Annotated in this window: 12 protein-coding genes; 5 read left to right on the top strand and 7 right to left on the bottom strand. The window is 53.4% G+C overall.

The features are described from left to right. Positions 1-113: 113 nt before the first annotated feature. Positions 114-1,355, top strand: a complete 1,242-nt coding sequence (locus A6X21_RS08530; RefSeq protein WP_068847158.1) for an FG-GAP repeat domain-containing protein — start codon at positions 114-116, stop codon at positions 1,353-1,355. A 69-nt stretch (positions 1,356-1,424) separates the two neighbouring features. On the opposite strand, the gene eutC is transcribed toward A6X21_RS08530, so the two are convergent. The 5 genes from eutC to purD all read right to left on the bottom strand — a co-directional run bounded on the left by eutC (position 1,425) and on the right by purD (position 9,758). Continuing rightward, a complete protein-coding gene (gene eutC, locus A6X21_RS08525; RefSeq protein ID WP_068847157.1) occupies positions 1,425-2,264 on the bottom strand; it encodes an ethanolamine ammonia-lyase subunit EutC in 840 nt (279 codons plus the stop codon). A gap of 12 nt (positions 2,265-2,276) precedes the next feature. Further along, positions 2,277-3,674: an ethanolamine ammonia-lyase subunit EutB gene (locus tag A6X21_RS08520; protein ID WP_068847156.1), complete on the bottom strand. Its 1,398-nt coding sequence runs from the start codon at positions 3,672-3,674 to the stop codon at positions 2,277-2,279. 44 nt (positions 3,675-3,718) lie between these two features. Beyond that, positions 3,719-5,206 carry an ethanolamine permease gene (gene eat / locus A6X21_RS08515; RefSeq protein WP_068847472.1) on the bottom strand — a complete coding sequence of 496 codons (1,488 nt, stop codon included), beginning with the start codon at positions 5,204-5,206 and terminating at the stop codon, positions 3,719-3,721. Positions 5,207-5,574: 368 nt separating this feature from the next. Then, the gene (locus A6X21_RS08510) at positions 5,575-8,091 is read right to left on the bottom strand and encodes a M1 family metallopeptidase (RefSeq protein ID WP_068847155.1); all 2,517 of its coding nucleotides are present in this window, start codon (positions 8,089-8,091) and stop codon (positions 5,575-5,577) included. Between the two features lie 377 nt (positions 8,092-8,468). Continuing rightward, positions 8,469-9,758: a phosphoribosylamine--glycine ligase gene (gene purD, locus A6X21_RS08505; RefSeq protein ID WP_068847154.1), complete on the bottom strand. Its 1,290-nt coding sequence runs from the start codon at positions 9,756-9,758 to the stop codon at positions 8,469-8,471. 411 nt (positions 9,759-10,169) lie between these two features. Between purD and A6X21_RS08500 the strand changes: the two genes are divergently transcribed. Continuing rightward, positions 10,170-11,174 carry an aspartate-semialdehyde dehydrogenase gene (locus A6X21_RS08500; RefSeq protein ID WP_068847470.1) on the top strand — a complete coding sequence of 335 codons (1,005 nt, stop codon included), beginning with the start codon at positions 10,170-10,172 and terminating at the stop codon, positions 11,172-11,174. A 171-nt stretch (positions 11,175-11,345) separates the two neighbouring features. Next, positions 11,346-12,620: a diaminopimelate decarboxylase gene (gene lysA, locus A6X21_RS08495; RefSeq protein ID WP_068847153.1), complete on the top strand. Its 1,275-nt coding sequence runs from the start codon at positions 11,346-11,348 to the stop codon at positions 12,618-12,620. A gap of 118 nt (positions 12,621-12,738) precedes the next feature. Here lysA and A6X21_RS08490 read toward each other — a convergent pair whose 3' ends face one another. Then, a complete protein-coding gene (locus A6X21_RS08490) occupies positions 12,739-14,049 on the bottom strand; it encodes a TCR/Tet family MFS transporter (RefSeq protein ID WP_131818251.1) in 1,311 nt (436 codons plus the stop codon). Between the two features lie 421 nt (positions 14,050-14,470). Between A6X21_RS08490 and A6X21_RS08485 the strand changes: the two genes are divergently transcribed. Continuing rightward, a complete protein-coding gene (locus A6X21_RS08485; protein ID WP_131818250.1) occupies positions 14,471-16,750 on the top strand; it encodes a HEAT repeat domain-containing protein in 2,280 nt (759 codons plus the stop codon). Between the two features lie 247 nt (positions 16,751-16,997). On the opposite strand, the gene A6X21_RS08475 is transcribed toward A6X21_RS08485, so the two are convergent. Then, entirely contained in the window at positions 16,998-18,257 is a 1,260-nt protein-coding gene (locus tag A6X21_RS08475) for a sulfate adenylyltransferase (protein WP_068847468.1), read from the bottom strand. Positions 18,258-18,591: 334 nt separating this feature from the next. Between A6X21_RS08475 and A6X21_RS08470 the strand changes: the two genes are divergently transcribed. Further along, on the top strand, positions 18,592-19,611 hold the full coding sequence (locus A6X21_RS08470) for a tetratricopeptide repeat protein (protein ID WP_165603729.1): 1,020 nt from the start codon (positions 18,592-18,594) through the stop codon (positions 19,609-19,611). The last annotated feature ends 24 nt before the right edge of the window (positions 19,612-19,635 follow it).

Genomic DNA, 19,635 nt, shown 5'->3' with positions numbered 1-19,635 from the left:
AAGGTCGTCGTTCACACATTTGATCAATCGATAGAATGGACATTCCCACCAGTAAGAGGTTACAACAGATATGGATCAAAGACTGTTGATGTGTTCGGTGGGGAGATTCTGAGATGTGCCGACGTCCTCATGTGATCGTACGCCAGGTTGTATTCAGTTTGTGTTTTTTACTGGCATGCGGGACATTCGTCCTGAGAGATGCCCACGCCGCAGAAATTGTGGTTGACGACAACTGGACGCGCATCAAGCTCGATGAGACATTCCGTGCCGAGGGAGTGGCGACTGGCGACTTCAATCATGATGGATTGATGGATGTCGCTGCTGGAGATTACTGGTATGCCGCTCCGGATTGGAAAAAGCATGAAGTTCGCCCGGTTGGTGAATACAAATGGAACGGCAGCTACAGCCAGTGCTTTGTGGAATTCGCTCACGATATTAGTGGTGATGGCTGGGACGATCTGATCATCGTCGGTTTTCCGGGTGATCCATTCTCGTGGTATGAGAATCCTCAGAATGCAGAAGGTCACTGGAAAAAACACGAGATCTGGACGAGTGCCTGCAACGAAACAGTACTCTTCACAGACATTACGGGTGATGGAAAACCAGAACTTGTTCTGGGCTCACAACCTGAACGGCAGATGGGGTATCTCGAAATTCCTCCCGCCGACAAAATTCGCGAACGCTGGAAGTTTGTCCCTATCAGTGAACCCGGCGATCCCGCTCAGAACGGAACCTTTAAGTATTATCACGGCTTAGGCGCGGGTGACTTCAATGGTGATGGTCGAGCCGATGTGCTCATCCCTCATGGCTGGTGGGAACAACCGGAAAAGCTCGATGGTTCTCTCTGGGCATTTCATCCATGGAAGCTCGCCGAAAAGCCAGATGGTGCCCCCCTGCCCGCCGCCAATATCCATGTGATTGATCTGGATCTGGATGGTGATCATGACGTCATTATGAGCTCGGCCCACAAGTATGGTGTCTGGTGGTTTGAGAACACCGGTGCCGGCAAAGAAATGGTCTTTCACAAGATCGACGACACGGTTTCACAGACACACGCACTGCTGATGGTGGCTCTCAAAGGCAATGGCAATCCTCATCTGGTGACGGGCAAACGCTTCTGGGCTCATAATGGTTCTGATCCTGGCGAAAGAGAACCCGTGGCCATGCTGACTTATGAGATCATCCGCGAAAAAGGCCAGCCTCCAAAATTCGTCCGGCGGGAGATTGGGGCCGGTCTGGATACTGGCATTGGCACACAATTCGAGATTCGCGATTTCAACGCCGACGGCCAGTTGGATGTCATTCTCTCGAACAAAAAAGGGGTCAACGTCCTCTTACAGAAACCCAAACTGTAATCTAACAATTGATCGCTGAGGGCGAGTTCTATCGAAAACATTCGCGAACAGCAGGCCGCTCATGAGGCGTCATGAGTGGCCTGCTGTTATTTCTGGAGGACTATCAATCGACTTGATGGGATTGGAGTCGTCTTTCAGCAGAACCCGGTCATCTTTAAGGTCAACGCCACTCAGGCGGCGGGTATGCGAAGCTGTTAACAGGTAAATCAACGTGTCGGCAGCGGCGGGGAGCGGTAGTCCGTCTGGTCGGATATTAGAAACGCAATTCCGCTGGGCATCGTTTCTTCCCGGGCGGGGCTCATAAACGAAGTAGGCCCCCAGGCTATCCGGCGATCCTAACCCCGGGCGTTCTCCGATCAGAGAGAGAATGAGCCGGGCATTCAGGCAAGAACCTGCCTCATCCTGCAGGGCAACTCGCCCCTGATGAACAATCACAATCGGTGAAATTCTCCAGCCGCGATCATGTAATGGTGGCAGAAGATTCTTCAAGAGCCCCACTGCATGAGCTTGTGCTGCCACTGCTGAAAGTCCATCCGCCACGAGAATCGCCAGGTCAAAAGTAAATCGATCTGAGGGACCTGGGGCTGCTGTGCGGGCGATTTGTTGGAGTCGAATTGCATCATCAGGACGGAGTTTTCGACCTCGATCTGGCCTTTGCAGCATTTCGGTACGATCATGAGCTTGCGAGGCCACAACGATTGTTTCCCAGCCAAGAGACTGCATTTCGTCGCTGAGCCGTTTGCTATCGAGTTCGACATGAACAGCATCGCGGGCGCGGGCATGTGCGAGGCTGAACTTCAGCCATTCGCGCGTCGGCAGACTTCCCCCGGCACGGCCAAGAGCAATTCGTGCCGAAGTCAGTTCCTGCCAGGAGGACCAGGCGTCAGGCTGTGTTTCTGATGAGACCATTGTGGCACTCGTTTAGGAAGGAGAAATTCCAAGTCTCAGATGCTGAGCCAGTCGATGCTGTAATGTCACCGGTGCCAGTCGCCCCGATTCATCCATGATCCCGATATCGATTAACCAGCGTTCAAACTCAGGGGCCGGCCTGAGTTTTAATGTCTGTCTCAGGTAATGGCTGTCATGGAATGAGGTCGATTGGTAATTGAGCATGATGTCGTCAGCTCCGGGAACACCCATGATGTAGTTCACCCCCGCCATTCCCAGCATGGAAAGGAGTCCATCCATGTCATCCTGGTCGGCATCAGCATGGTTCGTATAACAGATGTCGCATCCCATCGGGAGGCCCAGCAGCTTGCCACAGAAATGATCTTCCAGACTGGCCCGCAGGATTTGTTTGCCGTTGAAAAGGTACTCAGGGCCAATGAACCCCACGACCGTATTGACTAATAACGGCTGGTAACGACGCGCGACCGCATAGGCACGCGCTTCGAGAGTTTGCTGGTCTATTCCATGGTGGGCACTTGCCGAGAGGCAAGAACCTTGTCCCGTCTCAAAGTACATAACATTGTCGCCAATCGTCCCGCGGCGAAGCTCTCTGGCCATTTGCCACGCTTCATCAAGGATCTTCAATGAGACTCCGAAACTGCGATTGGCCTGTTCAGTTCCTGCAATCGATTGGAAGACGAGATCGACAGGAGCCCGCTGTTCCATCACCTGCATCGTGGTCGTGACATGGGCGAGAACGCACGATTGTGTAGGGATGTCATGTGTCTCAATCAGGTCAGACAGGAGTTTAAGCAGCTCTGTCGTTCGCGGTACATTATCAGTTGCAGGATTGATTCCGATCACCGCGTCGCCGCAGGCGTAACATAACCCATCGAGAATTGAGGCCGCGATTCCACGCAGATCATCTGTGGGATGGTTAGGTTGTAAGCGGACGGAAAGCCTGCCGGGAAGTCCGATCGTATTGCGGAATTTTGTAACGACCTGGCATTTGCTGCCAACCAGCACCAGATCCTGATTACGCATCAGTTTGCTGACGGCTGCCGCCATTTCCGGAGTGATACCAGCAGCAATACTGGCGAGCACCTCGGGAGTGGTTTCGTACTTGAGCAACCATTCTCGAAACTCACCCACTGTGAGACTGCGAATCGGATCAAACGCCGCCGGATCATGAGCATCGATGATCAATCGAGAAACCTCATCAATCTCGGGATCGATGATTGACTCTCCCAGGAAGTCGGAGAGTCGAACATCAGCCAGTGCCATACGGGCAGCAACGCGCTCTTCTTCCGAGCGGGCAGCAACACCTGCCAGTTCATCACCTGAGCGGCGAGGGGTGGCTTTGGCGAGTAGTTCACCGAGACCTTCAAAGACCCAGGTCGTCGAACCCAGATGACTCCGCCAGATTCTCATAAGGACTCATTTCATCGGCATGGTATTGGCTGACACAGGATTGGTTAATCATTGACTCGCAGTTCGCAGACGCCTGGTTCTCCAGGACCTGGATTATGGAATTCCGGGGTGATTTGTGATGGATTTTGCACGATGACAAGTCGGGGGCGAATGATCAACAGGTAGTAACTTGTCGCCAGCAGTAGACAAATCAGAAAATGCAGGCTCAACGAGGCTTTCCAGTTACCCAGATTCAGGTTTTGCCACAACATGGCGATTAGCAGCACGATCGATAGCCATTGAGCTAGCCGGGGCATGAAAGGATAACATGGCACCCGATAAGGACGTGGCAGATGCGGCTCCTTCCGGCGGAGTTGCACCAGAGCCTCCATCGAGAGAATGTAGAGCAGTGCTGCTCCCATCGCAGAGATCGTGATCATACCTGCTGTATCAAAGAACAATACAGCCAGCGTTCCCAGCCCCCAATTGGCAAGCAGTGAGCTCCAGGGAGCGTGAGTTCGCGGCTGAATGGCTGCCAGTCGTGAGGGGAGATATCCCGCACGGCCCATCTCAAAAATGGATCGTCCTGCTGCAAAAATAATTCCATTTAAACTGCAGATCAGCCCCAGGCCACCAATCCCAATGAGAAGTTGATACAACGGATGAGTACTGGGCATGATCTGGCCCAAAGCCAGGGGGAGCGGGCTATCGGACATCTTGCCAGGTTCTGCGATCATCAGGGAGCCTTCAACCACAGAAACCTGCTCCGGATGATAAACCACTCGCTCCCAACCACCCACACCGACAGCACAAATCAGCACTCCACCAGCGAGAAACACCAGTGTGGCCAAGGCGGTACCAAAGCCAATCAGTACGTTTCGCTGAGGGTTTTTGGTTTCCTCAGCGGCGTTCGCAACTCCTTCAATTGCCAGATAAAACCAGACAGCAAAAGGTAAGGCAGCGATGACTCCCGTCCAGCCGCTGGGCCAGGCATTTGCCAGCAGATGCTCCGCACGGACATGTGGTGCAGTCACTCCCATAAAGAGCAGCAACTCTCCGACGGCCAGTATCGTCACCACCAGTTCGAAGAGAGCCGTTTGCTTCACACCTGCCAGATTGAGCAGCGTGAACGCGGTGAGTGCTCCGACAGCGACCAGCTTCGGGTCAATGCCCGGCCAGTTCGTAACCGCATACGCCCCGAGTGCCATCGCAATCGCTGGTGGGGCAAAGACAAACTCAATCAGTTGGGCAATTCCCGTGAGGAAGCCGCCAAATGGCCCCAGCCCGCGGAGTGCGTAGACAAAACCACCGCCCGCCTTTGGTAATGCGCAAGCCAGTTCGGCATAGCTGAAGACAAAAGCGATGTAAAGGATAGTGACCAGCACAAAGGCAATCAGTAAGCCGCCGGTGCCACCAGCGGGCAAACCAATGTTCCAGCCGAAATACTCACCAGCAATCACATAGCCAACGCCCAATCCCCAGAGTGTCCATGGCCCGAGACTTTTCTGGAGTTCTGGTGCCTGCCCGGCTGTTTCGAATCCATGAGCTGACATCTCTTGAGTAACCCTCGCAAATCCGTCAAGTTCCAGGCCAAATGCCAAAAACCACGACAATCTGAGCTCGTCATCCCGGTGAGGGCGCATCACCGAATGATCAGGCACGTTACCTTTCGTCCGTTCCATTGAGAAGCAGGTGTTGTGAAATTGATCTTGTTGATGAGCTTTATGCACATGTGCCCATGGGGCATCGTTTGTGATTGATCGCGTTTCAGGAATGATTGGCGTAAATCATTGAGTCCAAAATGACAGCACGAATCGCACCATGACAATCATGATGCAGATTCGTGCTGAATGAGGATCAAGCAGGACGCCTGAACGTCGATGGCTCGGTTCTAAGTGGTGCTCCTGGACGAAGCCAATAGTTACTTCTGCTCAGGCTTCGCTTCGGCAGAATCAGGTTTCTTTTCTGCCTTTTTAGCCGCCTGTTCTTTACGGCGAAGTTCTTCCTGATGCTCACGCATCGGATTGCTGGCATCGCTTGAGGGTGCTGCACTGGCAGGCGTATTGGGGGTTCCCGGACGCGGGGTTCGAGGTTCTCCTGAGGTGGGCTTGGTGATTGTCAGATCCGTTTCAGCAATGGTTCGCGGAAAGCGGTTGTTGCTGTAGTTGATATCCGCCGTCTCGTTATAGGGATCGGCCATGACCGACTTGAGTGGCTTGGCTGTAATGAGCAGTTTGGAAAACTCAGCGCCATCCAGCCGCCAGATTTCTGCAGGATATCTGCGGATTTCTTTCGAGCCATCATCAAACTCCAACTGCAGAATCAGAGGCATTGGCAATTCACCATTGTTGCGGATTCGGACTTCGTAGAGCAGTTGATGATTAGCGAGTGTGGCCTTCTCCTCGGGAGTGAGTCGTTCCATAAACTTCTGATAACGATCAACTTTTTTCTCGGTGATCGCATGCGGGTCGTAGGTGTCGTAGAAGTCTTTGAGCATGTCATACTTGTCGACGCGCTTCGCCAGGTTCGCATCCCGCTCTTCCGTCAGGCTTGGTGGGAGTTTGGCTTCTTTGCGGTCGTCGCGCTCTTTGTCTTTAGCGGGATCACCTGTCTGCAGGAGACGTCGTGTGACGGCCAGAACTTCCACATCGTTACTCGAAGTGGAAAAGAACCACCCGCGCCAGAACCAGTCGAGGTCGAAACCAGATGCATCTTCCATGGTGCGGAAGAAATCGGCAGGTTCTGGACGTTTAAACGCCCACCGACGGCAATATTCCTTAAATGCCGCATCAAATACCTCCCGACCCAGAATGGTTTCCCGCAGCATGGTCAGACCTGTTGATGTCTTGGCATACGCGTTACGGCCCACATCTTTGAGATTGTCCGGCTGAGTCATGATGGGTTGGTGTGCCGGGTTCACGAGATACTCTGTGATTTTCGATGGCTCGCCTGATTTCCCCAGGCGACGCTTCCAGGCCCGTTCGGCAAACCCTTGCACGAACTGGTTGAAACCTTCATCAAGCCACATCCAGTGCCGCTCATCGTTATTGATGATCATCGGGAACCAGTTATGCCCCGTCTCGTGGATGATGACTGAAATCAATCGATTTTTAACGGTTTCGGTATAAGTGCCATCCTTCTCGGGCTTGGGGGAATTGAAGTTGATCATCGGGTATTCCATCCCACCGCTGACAATTCCCATCACGGCAGTGCAATGCGGCCACGGGTAAGGAATACCTGTCACTTCGGAATAAACTTCAATCGCCTGGGCCACTGAATGTGTGGCGTATTTATCCCAGAGTGGCATCCCTTCTTTCGGATACAGCGACATACAACGGACAGTTCGCCCATTCAGTGGAACACCCCAGGCATCGACGACAAACGTGCGAGAGGTGGCGAAAGCAAAGTCGCGAACGTTCTCTGCCTTGAATCGCCAGGCCTTATGTTGCGGGAAAGTTTTGACCTTCCGTTTGGCTTCGGCTTCGTCTTTGGTAACGATAAATACCGGAGCATCCGAGGTATCTGACTTTTTGAGACGCTCACGCTGTTCGGGTGTCAATGCTTCCTCGGGATTCATGAGCTCACCAGTCGCGGCCACTGCATGATCGGCGGGGACATGAATGGTGACGTCGTAATCACCAAACTCGACGGTAAACTCGCCGCGTCCGATGAACTGTTTAGTGCGCCACCCGCCGTAATCAGTGTAGGCACACATGCGAGGATACCAGTAAGCCAGGCCATAGATGGCGTTTCCATCATCAAGCATCTCGTAGCCTGTGCGGCCTGGCAAAAGCTTGATGTCGTTGATGGCGTACTCCCATGCCAGTTCAAAGTCAAAACTGCTGCGCGGGGCCAGTGGTGCCGGCAACTCGATTTTCAACAGCCCTTGATGAATCATCGTTTTGAGAGGCTTACCAGTCGCATCTTTCACTCCAGAAATGATCATGCCACCTGCAAAAGTCTCAGGTGTGAGAGCTCGCTGCAGATCACCAATACTGACACTCCCATTGTCTGACCAGGTTCGGGTCAGCGTAGCGGGAGAGTCGGGCGTATAAGTGTCCGGTTGTAACTGCAGCCAGAGATAACTGAGCGAATGCGGCGAGTTATTCTCATAATGGACGCGTTCGAACCCTTTGAGGCGACGCTTATCCTCATCGAGTGTCACATCGACTTTGTAACTGGCCTTCTGCTGCCAGTAGGCCGGGCCAGGTGCGCCGGATGCCAGGCGCGATTCCGTGGGTGTGGGGAGCAAACTGTCAATCTGCTGGAACGGGTCGACGCCGATCGGTGAAGTATTCGACGGGGCCGGTGCGTCTTCTGCAGCAATTGATATGCCTGCAGGAAGCACAGCCAGCAGGATGGCACAGGTCAGGTGGAGCAATTGTCTTGTGGGAAAAATGAACGTGGCGCTGGGCATCGAAGTTTCGGCAGGTCTCATGCGGCGGGACATCCTTGAGTCAGTAAAGAATCGGCAGGGGAAATCCACAGGATCTCCTGCAAAAGTCAGGAGATCTCACGAGGAGATACCCGGTTTGGACAATTCACTCACGGGCTCGTTGAGCAGCTTCCTCACCCGAAGATCGTCTATTGACCGTAAAACGAGCCAGTGCCCTGAGTCAACCGGTTTATCGAAAAACGACGATCAACAAGTGGAAAAAATAGAACTCCACCATCGCACTTAATGAATAGACTTCTGAATCCATTAAGAGCCGATGCAATGGTCTTCAGTCGGCAGCTACTTTGTGGGTACAGACTCTGATTGAAGAGTTGATTGCCAGCCATTCTCGGAAGGAACTCCCGATTTCGAGCTCATTCTTATGACTTCAAACCCTTGCGAATCGCCTTATCCGAAATATCTTTGCGGCACCAGGCGCCGTCCCAGCGGATGCATTTGACTGCCTGGTAGGCGTGCAGTTTGGCTTGTGGTAAATCGTCACCAACGGCGGTGACACCGAGCACTCTTCCCCCATCGGTAACGACATGCTCGCCCGTGATTTTGGTTCCTGCATGGAAAACCTTCACATCGGGAAGTCCGCCCGCCTCATCAAGTCCACGAATCGGCTTCCCTTTGCTGTAATCCCCTGGATAACCTTCGGCCGCCATCACCACGCAGACGGATGGGCGCGGATCCCATTCCAGAGGTTCAAGTTGATCGAGCGTTCCTGAGGCACAAGCGAGCAGCACCTGCCCGAGATCGCTTTTGAGCCGCATGAGGACAGCCTGAGTTTCCGGGTCGCCAAAACGAACATTGAACTCCAGGACACGCGGGCCCTGGGCAGTGACCATGATGCCGGCATACAGGCAGCCACGGAATGGCCGCCCTTCCCGCTTCATCTCATGTACAATCGGCACGAGAACTTTTTCGACGACGATGTCTGTCAGTTCAGATGTCACGATCGGAGCTGGGCTGTAGGCCCCCATGCCGCCCGTGTTGGGGCCGGTGTCACCATCATGAGCGGCTTTATGATCCTGAGCCGATTCCAGCGGGACGATGGTTGAACCATCGACCAGAGCCAGAATGCTGGCCTCTTCACCAATCAGGCAATCTTCGACCACAATCTGCTGGCTGGCAGTGCCAAACTGCTTCTGCACCAGCATTTTCTTAATCACTTCGCGGGCTTCGGCTTTGGATTGGCAGACCACCACACCTTTGCCGGCAGCCAGTCCATCGGCTTTGACAACGCAGCGTTCGTCGGTTCGCTCATCAACATAAGAAATCGCTTCGGCGGCATTGGAAAAGACACGGAAGTCTGCCGTAGGGACGCCGGCCTTCTTCATGATTTCCTTGGCGAACTTTTTGCTGCCCTCCAACTCGGCAGCTTTTTTCGTGGGGCCGAAGATTTTCAGGTCGTTTTTCAGAAACTCATCAACGAGGCCGTTGACCAGCGGAATCTCGGGTCCGACGACCGTGAGATCAATTTTGTTCTTAATCGCGAACTCAACGAGTTTGGCGGTATCTGTGGCCTGTATGAAGACATTGGTGGCATCGATGCCGGTTCCAGGGTTTCCAGGGGCACAGTAAACTTCGGTGACAGAGGGGGAACGCTTGAGTTGGTAAACCAGCGCATGTTCACGACCACCTTGTCCGACGACCAGCACTCGCATTGCGATCTTTCGTTCTCAAGCAAAAAGTTTGTTCGATTTCCGACGTCGAAATCTGATCCGAGGTCTTAGATCATATGATAGTCAACTGGTGCAGCAGACTGCGACTCTGCTCGGTAAAGATGTAACGTGTTGTGGTGTAATGTGTTCTGGAGTTTGTGGCGGCTCGGGTCGGGAGAATTCTCAAGGACGTGATCTTGAATGCGGATTTTGAGGGGAAGTCTGGCGGTGAATCGATTCCCGCGGATCGCGGAGAGTGGCCCACGGGCAGCACTCGGCAAGCGTGTCACGCCGGGTTATGATCTTGGGAGATGCTGGAGATATGAATATCTGTGCTTCGCCTGACAAATGGAGGCGGAGCACAGCCTTGTCGGTTTTTGTGATCGCTTATCTGTAACGCAGAGGGAAATTGTCGTGTTTGGCACACTTGCATTGGTTGGAGCAACGGGGGCTGTGGGTCGGATCATGGTGGGTCTTCTGGAACAGAGGCCCGATCTGGCACGCAAGTATAAGTTTCTGGCTTCTGCCCGAAGTGTGGGTACCAAAATCACGTTCAAAGGTGTCGAGCATACGATTGAACTTCTTGAACCCGCCGCTTTCCAGGGTGTTGATCTGGTGATTGCCAGCACGCCGGATGAAGTCGCTGCCGAGTTTCTTCCCGCTGCGGTGGCTGCTGGTTGCAAAGTGATCGATGAATCGGGCTACTTCCGGATGAATCCCGACGTGGCACTGGTGATTCCCGAGGTCAATCCTCAGGCAGCACTCGATGCCAAAGGAATCATTGCCAGCCCGAACTGCTCGACCACGCAGATGGTGGTGGCACTTAAGCCGTTGCACGACTTTGCGAAGGTCAAGCGCGTGGTCGTCAGCACCTATCAGGCAGTCAGTGGCGCAGGAGTTCAAGGGATCGATGACCTGATTGGTGCCACTCGCGCTACGTTAGAGCACGAAAAGTACGAACAAAAAGCTTTCAAGTCGCCGATTGCCTTTAATGCCATCCCGCAGATTGGTGGTTTCAAAGAGAATGGCTACACGAGCGAAGAGCTCAAAATGGTCTACGAAACTCGTAAAATCATGGGTGATGAATCAATCCAAGTGTGTCCGACCTGTGTACGTATTCCCGTTGCCAACTGTCACAGTGAGACCATCCTGGTCGAAACCGAGAGGCATATCTCTGTCGAGAAGGCCAAAGAACTCTTCAGCAGCTTTCCAGGGATTACGGTTATCGATACACCAGAGCATGGTGGTTATCCGATGCCGCACTCCTGCACAGGAAGCGATCAGGTCTTTGTGGGGCGAATTCGCCAGGATCTTTCTCACCCCAATGGACTCTCCTTCTGGTGTGTGAGTGATAACCTGCGAAAAGGGGCCGCGACCAACGCGATCCAGATTGCCGAACTCCTCGCCTCACGCGTCTAAACAGGCGCTGATTCGAGGATTCAATTCCTTGCCACCCCCGGGCAAAGACCACTGCTCGATATGCAACAGTTTTCCCGTTAAACCATGAACGATGTTCGGCTCACCGGCCAATCTGTTCATCGACTGACACTTCCATCTAACAGATACCTCCAATAATTAAGTGACGTTGTAATGAATCCTTTCCAATACCGTGATGGTGAATTGTTTTGCGAAGAGATCCCTGTTTCTCGAATTGCCCGCGACTTTGGTACCCCCTGCTGGATTTACTCCAAGGCCATGCTGCTGCATCAACTGGGGCAGATTCAACAGGCTTTTGCTGGTGTTAATCCTGTCATCTGCTTCTCAGTCAAGGCGAACTCGAACCTGGGAATTCTCAAGGTGATGCGGGATGCCGGGAGCAGCTTCGATGTGGTTTCTGGTGGCGAACTTTACCGCGTGAAGAAAGCCGGGGCCGATACTGCCAAAGTGGTGTTTGCAGGTGTCGGCAAGACAGATGCCGAGATTCAGCTAGCTCTCGAAAATCAGATTCTGATGTTCGATGTCGAAAGTGAACCAGAACTTGATGCCATTGCTGCAGTGGCGGAAAAAATGGGGGTCATTGCTCCCGTGGCGTTACGCCTGAATCCTGATATCGATGCCAAAACCCATGCGAAAACCACCACGGGCAAAAAGGGCAACAAATTCGGGATGGATATCGAACGGGTCTTTGAACTGGCCGACAAAGTTTTGAAGACGCCTCGGTTAAAACTCGTCGGGATTCACATGCATCTGGGTTCTCCTATTCTGACGACAGAACCCTACGAACTGGCTGGGCAGAAGGCCATTGAAGTGACGCGCGATCTTCGTGCACGTGGACATGAGATTGGCTGGGTGAATCTGGGTGGCGGGTTTGGCATCAGTTATCGGGGAAGCGAAGGCTTGCCGGCTTCGGAATATGCCAAAGTGATTGTACCAGCCGTGCAGGAAATGGGTGTGCAGCTCGCTTTGGAGCCTGGCCGGTTCATCACTGGCAATGCCGGTATTCTCGTCAGCGAAGTGGTCTACACCAAACGGGAAGGTGGCAAGCTCTTCGTGATTCAGGATGCGGCTATGAACGATCTCATGCGTCCTGCGATGTACGATGCCTTCCACAAAATCTGGCCAGTGAAGGCTGCAGCCGAACCAGCCAACTATGAAGGCGAGATTGACGGATGCGAAGCTTGCGACGTCGTTGGCCCGGTCTGTGAATCGGGCGATTACTTTGCGAAAGGACGTTATCTGCCGCCAGTAGAACGCGGCGATCTGATCAGCATTTTCAGTGCAGGTGCTTATGGGACATCCATGAGCAGCAACTACAACTCCCGCCCTCGTGCGGTTGAATTGCTCGTTGATAAAGGTCACGTGCAGGTGGTCCGTCGTCGTGAGACCTATGACGATTTGATTGCCGCCGAGATGGATGTTGAATAATCATCAGCTCTGTTGTTTGAGCGATCGACATACTGAATTTAAGATGGCAGCGAGCGGTAAGGACAACGGAATTGTCCTTACCGCTCTTTTCGTGCTCTTCGCAACCTGCTTGGTGAACTCAAATTTTCCCAGCCGGTGATGAATAGCGGATCGGGTCTGTCACTTGATGAAATGTCGAGATTGACTGTGTGACCCAGGCGGTAATGAGCAGAGCCAGGAATGCAAAGATTGCAGCGATTACGAAGGGGATTCCCGGGAAGTAAAGCGATTGCGGAGCGTGGGAAAAGTACCAGAAGGTTCCTGTTCCGAGCGGTGGTGCCAGAATGGCGGTCAGGCTGGCAATGCTCGAGAGCGCCCCCTGCACTTGTCCTTGAGTTTTCGGATCAACACGTTTGGCAATAATCGATTGAGCCGTTGGCCCGGAGATTCCACCCAGGGAACTGAGCATGATGATCGCGAACATCATCTCGCTGCGGGTTGCCAATGCATAGCCGATATACGCCAGCATCGAAATGAAAAGTCCAGTGAGCAGAACGGCTCGTTCTCCAAACCGGTTGTTGAGTCTGCGGAGAAGTACTGCCTGAACAAAGGCCGACATCAGACCCACCAACGAAAGGGCCAGTCCATTCTGAAAGGCATCCCAATGAAATCGTTCTTCAGTGAACAGAATCCACGTCGCACGTAGGGTCATTTCTCCAAAACTGACACAGAAATAGGCGATTGCCAATCCAAAAACTACAGGCTCGACGCGCAGCGACCGCAGTGATGTTCCCGGAAAGAACGACGATCTGCGTGGCCAGTGACGTGCGTGGGCGGGTAAGGATTCTGGCAGAACCAGCCAGCCATAAAGAAAGTTGATGGCCGATAACAGTGCTGCCAGTAGAAACGGTAACCTCGAACTGTAACTGCCAGCGAATCCTCCTAAGAGTGGGCCCAGGACAAATCCAAGACCAAGCATTGCGCCCGCAAGACCAAAATTTCGCACGCGGGTTGTTTCGTCACTGATGTCCGCAATATAGGCACTGGCTGCTGTAATGTTGGCGGCGGTCATTCCCGAAAGAATGCGAGCCACAAGTAACCACCAGAGATTGGGTGCAAAAGCTGTCAGCAAAAAATCGAATGTCAGGACTGCGATACTTGTCAGCAGCACTGGTCGGCGACCAAACCGATCGGAAAGCGCACCGATCAGTGGCGCGAATAGAAACTGCATTGTGGCGTAGGCCGTAATCAGTGAGCCGAACCACAGGGATGAGTCCGAATTGTCCTTCCCAGCCAGCATTTTCACGAGATCCGGTAGAACCGGAATAATCAGTCCAATCCCTAATATATCCAGTAGAAGAGTGCAGAGGATGAACTCAATTCCCGCCTGTTTGCGGGCTCCGCTCTCAGGGGATGCAGGCGGAAGTTCTCTGAAAGTGGGGGAGCTCATCGGCGGGTAAGTCTTGAGAAGGTTCCGGCAATTCGATGTTTTCGCCGTGTGAGTTTGTCGAATTGATGTTGTGAACTCGACCAATGGGCCAAATTTCCCGCACTTTTCTGTGGGGACGGCACTGCGTCCTGGCAGAATGCGGTTGCCGTCATGACATGTCGAACATGAAAAATCCGCACAAACCCTACGTCACACAGCTTTCGGCCGAGACTGACCGAACAGAAGGTTGGACGCGGAAGAGTTTGGTCACGATCAACCGATCTCCGGGAAGTGTGAGGGTATGGGACTAGAAACTTCTCCGTCAGGATTGCCGGTTCGGCAAGAATCGGAGGAAACAGTGGATTGCCATGCCCATCTCTGGAACCGTACCATCGACAACATGTGCACCGGGTCGATGTTTCCCGGGTTATTGAGGCGATCCATGGAGGGACGAGTCTCGCGGTTGTCTGGTTGTCCGGAGCTGCTGCTGATGTCTTTTGCCATGCGGTATTTACTGCTGTTCGTCTTTGCCGGGCTGGCTACTGTCAGTGCGCCTGTGGCATGGGCTCAAGATGAGGGGGCGAATCCTCCAGCAGCGACCGATCGCCTTGCCGACACGAATCCGTTGCTGGCTCCTCCCGAAACCCCTGAGCAGGAGTTTTCGGTCGTTCTGTTGATGGTCGACCTCGGACGACTCGATCTTGCCAGACAATATCTCGACAAGTTCATGGCGGGGCAGCCTTCCAATGATCTCCTTCTCGCACTTCGGGGTAAGCATGGCTCTGCCGCGTTCCTGAAGCTCTCTCAAACGAAAGAGTTGCAGCCTGCATCGCAAGATTTAGTTGTGCAGCTTGGTAAGGCTGCCAAAGAGCAGGCTGCCAATCCCGAATTCGTGGGAAAATTGCTTGATCAACTCAATGGCTCTCCCCAGCAGCGAGACCTGGCAATCGTCGAATTGCGGAATCTGGGCCCGATTGTTGTGGCCTCGATGCTGCAACGGATGCAGTCAACCAAAGACAGTGGAGAACAGGATCTGCTGACATTCGCGCTCGTGAAAATGGGTGGTATGACAATCGATCCTTTGAGAGCAGGACTCAGTCTTCCGCAAGAATCTGTACGGACTCGAGTGATCGATGTCCTGGGGTATCTTCGAGCCGATCAAGCCGTGCTCGATCTCTATGGAATCGCCTTTGGTCAGAAAAGTTCTCCGCCCGAAAAAACGGCGGCTCTGAGAGCTTTGGGTCGAATCCTCTACAACCAGCCAGACCGGGCCGATCGACTTTCTGATGTCGTGGCTCTGAATGCGCTGGAACAACGCACCCGCGATTATCTTTCTGGCCATGGCCCACTCTCTTTGATGAATGATGGCCAGGTCTCGGTCTGGGTGTACGACTCAGCCGATAATCTGGTGGGTGAACGGCAACTGGCACCCGCTTTAGCCAGTGCATACTTTGCTGCCAGAACTGCCAGATTGGCCCTGGGGATCAGCCCTGACCGTCCACAGACTCAGCAGCTCTATCTGACGAGTTATCTTGCCTATGAGACTGTTCTCGGGAATCCGGCAGGTCAAACAGCTTCGATGCTTCGCTCGATGAGCCCGGAACTCCTTTCCGCTGTGCTGACCGAAGCACTCAAAGTTGGTCAGCCTGGGCCGGCCGTCAGAGTCATCGATGCTCTGGCTGATCAGCACAGTGAATTGGCTCTCCAGGTGGCCGGTGGAGTGCAGTCACCGCTCAAGAACGCATTGAGCTATCCTGATGAACGAGTGCGGTTTGCCGCCGCCACGGCCATACTGCAACTGGCTCCCAAAAACTTTGAAGCCTTCTCACATCAGATCGCTCAGATACTCACTCGCAGCCTCAGCACTGGAACAGAACCCAAAGCGATCGTGATTGATGCTGATGAAACCAGATCGGCTGCAACAGTTGGATATCTGGCCGACCTTGGGTTCGAATCGATCCGCGTGGAAACTGGTCAGCAGGGATTTAAAGAAGCTGCCGCTTCCTCTCAGTGTGCTCTGGTCGTTATTCATGTGAATGTGGCCCGCTGGGAGCTTTCGCAAACACTGGCAAACTTCCGTGCTGATGCCCGGACAGCGGCACTTCCAATTCTCCTGTATGGGCCGGAATCTGTCCGATCCGCAGTCACTCGCCAATTAACGCAGTATCCACCCATTCTCTTTGTCGCCGAATCTTCGACTCTTGATGGATTCGATTCGCAAACGCGAGAGTTTCTGGCGCGTTACGCGCCGGCCTCCCTCACTCCTCAGGAACGTGCCGAGATGCGGGGGGATGCATTGGCCTGGTTGGCTGATCTTTCTCGTCCTGAAAGCGCCGTCAAAGTCGACCTTTCTTCCGCACAGGCTCCACTGTTGTCACTCGTGGATGATGCTCAACTGGGACCACTGGCCCAGCGGGCAGTCCTCTCGATTGGAACTCGCGATGTCCAGTCACGACTGGCTGAAGTGGCTGCCAACAACAATCTGCCCGAGAACGTGCGGCTTTCAGCCGTGCGAAACCTCTTAGCTCATGTCCAGCGTTTTGGCTGGGCCATGACCGCGACCGACGAAAAGAAACTCTTTGCCTCTCTGAACGACACGCCCGATGGCTCACTGGCAGATGCTATTGCCGCCCTTCAAGGAAGCCGGACAACTACCACTAACGGTAACTCGGTCAAATTGCAGAAATTCCCATTGCCGGAGCTGCCTGCCATGAAACCCTGAGTCCGCTGATACGGGTTTCAGGATTTAGCAGGCCTCGAATTTGGTGCTTGTGAGTCCGAACAGGAGTCGTTTACGGAACTTCATCGCGCGATTGATTTCTGGATCGAGCATCATTCTCGACTCAGTGTGCTTTAAAACATTCAAAATACTGGCCGTGTAAAAAAACTCAGGGCCTGCCGACAAGATTGCCGGCAGGTCCTGATCATTTTTCTGCAAACTCTCTGACAGAGATCCCGTCGGAGATCCACTATGCGATTTTCATCGCCTTGGCCAGAATTTCAGAGGTGCTGGGCCGCATAATGCGGGGGTCGACCATTTCACCCTTCTGCAATGTGGAGCGAATGTCTTTCCCACTGATGGAGAGTGGCTTTTCGCCAGCGTGACGTTCGGTCAGATCGACACGGCCAATCGATTCGTAATAGGCGGCGAAACCCACCTTGAGTGGCTGGATCAAGAGTTCGCCACCCAGCTTGCTGAAGATTTCCTGGGCATCAAAATCACCCCAGATCGCTTCGCCGTTCGCGTAGGGCACGTCGGCATGCTTGCGGCCAATCACGATGTGTGTAAAGCCCATGTTCTGGCGGTAAATGCCATGCATCACGGCTTCGCTTGGCCCACCGTAGAACATCTTGATGTCCAGACCGAGAAGAATGACGCGATCAGGGACCGATTCGTTACGGCTTTTCCAGAGACTTTCATCGCTGTCGCCATTACCCAGTTGACGCTGCTCAATGAGTGCTTCGTAGGTGGACATGCGAATTTCGGCATTCACATCATCCCCTTTGGTTTCACCAATCAGTGGATTCAGCACAGCGCCAGCGTTCTTGCCACCAGCAATAAGCGTTTCCAACCCGTAAACCAGAGCGTATTCGTGAGCACGGTGCAGAGGGTTACGAGTCTGGAAGCCGACAACGGCATTCCAACCCTTGGAGGCCAGCAGTTTACGCACTTCTACGGGAGTCAGCACATACTTCCCGAAGGCCGGGTTCTTAGGTTGTGGCAGTGCTCGCAGTTTGCCACCAATCAGGTGAGATTTGTCGGCATCACCCTTGAGAACCATATCCGCACCAGCATGATCAATACGGTCGGTGCGGTAGACCTTCTGCAGATACTTCAGCTTAGGCCATGGGTAGACATCTGTCAGTTCAACAATGGCGACAGCACTGCCATCGGGAGCAGTCAATGCCACCTTGTCACCGGCCTTGATGGTTTTTGCCAGTTCAGCAGTGACCGGGAAAGCGAGAGGAATTGTCCAGGCGTATTTCTTGCCCAGATTTTCAATGACAGCTTCATCGAGCACGCGATGATAAGTCGCACTGTCCATCGGCCCGGTCAATGGCGAGAGTGTGCCATCAGCCATGCGGTAGACGGTCGAAAGATCTGCCGCGGAAACAGGAACCTTTGTCAGGCCTGCTGCTTCAGCCTTAAAGGCCTCGATATCGTTTGCTGCAACTGTAAGATTGACCGGTTCGGACAATCCTCCATGGGGAGGAATCAAATCAGCCATAATGACCTGGAGTCCTGTCAGAGAGTGATAAATCGTTGTACTTAATGACTGGGTCAACCAGTCGTTACCTTGGGCGAACAATAGGGGGAGCTTTCGGAAAGATCAAGTTGTGCTGAATTTTCCATGTCTGAGGCCGCTCAGACTCCAGTGGCTCCACCACTCAATTTTCTCGAAATGAGCCTGTCAAAAGCCTTAACAAACGTTGGGAATCGCTTCGGTCTTCCCTCAAATCTGGTCGATATGATATGACGGGACTCAGGCAGAATGTGACCCATAATCGATTTTTGCCTGTTGCTCCTCACTCGTTCAAATGGATTTGGTGCGAGCCCGTGCCATGAAATGGACATCTCCAGGCATTTCGAGATGGCTGGCTGGCAGTTTCTGCCGGGTGTCTGCACGTCTGGTCTCCCAAACCGCATTCTCGCTCACAATGGTGATTTTGACCATTTCGCTTTCCGGTTGCCAATGGGTCAGTCGGCAGGTGGCCAATCAGGATCGACGATGTGAACAATTGTGTAAGGATGCCGAGGCTCTCCATGAACAGGGAGATTTCCGGCATGCTTCGTCGCTGCTCAGCGAGATTGAAAAAAGTTCTCCCAAAAACGCTTCGACTCGTGATATGAAAGCCAGGCTGTTGTGGGAAAGTGGTCGCCACCAGGCTGCGATCGCCGAATACCGGAGTCTGGCAGATCAGTTCGCCGGTGATCCTCAACCTGTTGTCAATCTGGCTCAATGTTATCTCGAGCTGGGGCAGATCGACGAGGCACAACTCGCGACCGAGGCGGCACTGCTGAGAGATTCGCAATCCGTCTCTGCAAGAATGCTCTTAGGGAAAATTCACGAAAGGCAGCGAGATTACGATGCTGCCTATGAAATGTATCGTTCCGTCAGTGACCTTTGGCCGGATGACGTAGCGGCAAAACTGGCGATGGCTCGCGTACAGATCGAGCGTGGTCAGGCTGACCGTGCTTGCCCGATTCTTCGTGAGTTGATGCACCATCCCTATGCGACGCTGCCGCAGCAACGCGAGGCCGAGTGGCAATTGGGTCTGGCCTATGCTTCGAATCAGCGATGGGAAGATGCCGTCCAGCGTCTGGAGCAATCGATTGCCGAGCGTGAGCTATCGGCTGACGACTGGTATCACCTTGCCGAGGCCCAGTTTCACACGGGAAGTGGAGAACACGCCAGGATCAGCGTCCAGAAATCGCTGGCCATGCAGCCAGATCACCGTGGTGCGACGACTTTAGCACAAATGCTCTCTGCCAATACAGGAGCCGATGCGATTGCGAAAAGGCAATCTCACCCTGGCAATGTCGCTCAGATCCAGCCAGCAGGTTTTTCGGCAACTCGGTAGAATTGTCGTCTCCTACGACGCAAA

This window comes from Planctopirus hydrillae, assembly GCF_001707835.1.
GTDB lineage: Bacteria > Planctomycetota > Planctomycetia > Planctomycetales > Planctomycetaceae > Planctopirus > Planctopirus hydrillae.
Note: the sequence above shows the minus strand (reverse complement) of the source record. Positions and strands in the feature narration are given on the sequence as shown.